Here is a 974-nt window from a genome sequence, read left to right on the forward strand (position 1 = left end):
GGACGGCGAACTCCCCGCTGCTGTTGGGGTGCCCGGGGAAGGGGAAGGCGTCCGGGCCGCCGGGGCGGGGGGCGGCGTGCGCGGACGGCTCCCGCTGCGCGGGCAGTACGGCCAGCGCCGCCCCGGCCATCGCGCCGCCCAGCAGCGTCCGCCGGTTCACCCGGTGCGGCACCCGTCCCGTCGTGCGCACCGGCGCCCCGGCCGTGGCCGCGCGCCGGTGCAGCCACTCCCGCTCGGTCATGTCCGCCTGCGGCGGGATCAGTTCGTCATCGCACATGCCTGGCTTTCTCTCACGGCCGGCGGGGCCGATGGTGACGAGGACATGAAGCGGGAGTGGACGTCCGGCAAGCACGAGCGGCGGTGCGGTACTTCGGTAACCGGGCGTCCCCGGGAGGCGTCAGGGCGTGAGCGGCTCCCCGTGCCGCCCCGCTCCCGCGGCGAACCGCGCCGCGCCCGTCATCGCCTCGGCCAGCACGCCCTGCCCATGGCGGAGTTCGTCGCCCATCGCGGTCTCCTCGTCCCTGCCTTCCTGGTCCAGCAGGGAGGCCCGGTCGCTGCGCAGGCACGCCTGCGGGAAGCGGGCGAGCTCGGCGGCCAGCAGCTCCGCCTCCGTGCGGGCCGTGCCGGTCGGCACCACCCGGTTGGCCAGCCCGATGTGCAGCGCCTCCGTGGCCGGGACCGGGCGGCCGGTCAGGACGAGGTCCATCGCCCGGCTCGCGCCGATCAGCCGCGGCAGCCGCACCGTTCCGCCGTCGATCAGCGGTACGCCCCAGCGGCGGCAGAAGACCCCGAAGACGGCGTCCTCCTCCGCCACCCGGAGGTCGCACCACAGCGCCAGCTCCAGCCCGCCGGCCACCGCATGGCCGGCGACCGCCGCGATCACCGGCTTGCCCAGCCGCATCCGGGTCGGGCCCATCGGCCCGTCGCCGTCCGGGGCGACGCGGTTGCCGCGTCCGGTGCCCACCGTCTTCAGG

At 76.9% G+C, this 974-nt stretch carries 1 protein-coding gene and 1 pseudogene; both read right to left on the reverse strand.

The features are described from left to right. Window positions 1–277 (reverse strand): annotated as a pseudogene (locus tag AZE13_RS21155) (calcineurin); the annotation flags it as partial. 120 nt (window positions 278–397) lie between these two features. Then, a partial coding sequence (locus AZE13_RS21160; RefSeq protein ID WP_079124247.1) for a crotonase/enoyl-CoA hydratase family protein occupies window positions 398–974 on the reverse strand: 577 nt, incomplete at its 5' end.

The organism is Streptomyces sp. NBRC 110611 (assembly GCF_001590865.1).
Lineage (GTDB): Bacteria > Actinomycetota > Actinomycetes > Streptomycetales > Streptomycetaceae > Streptomyces.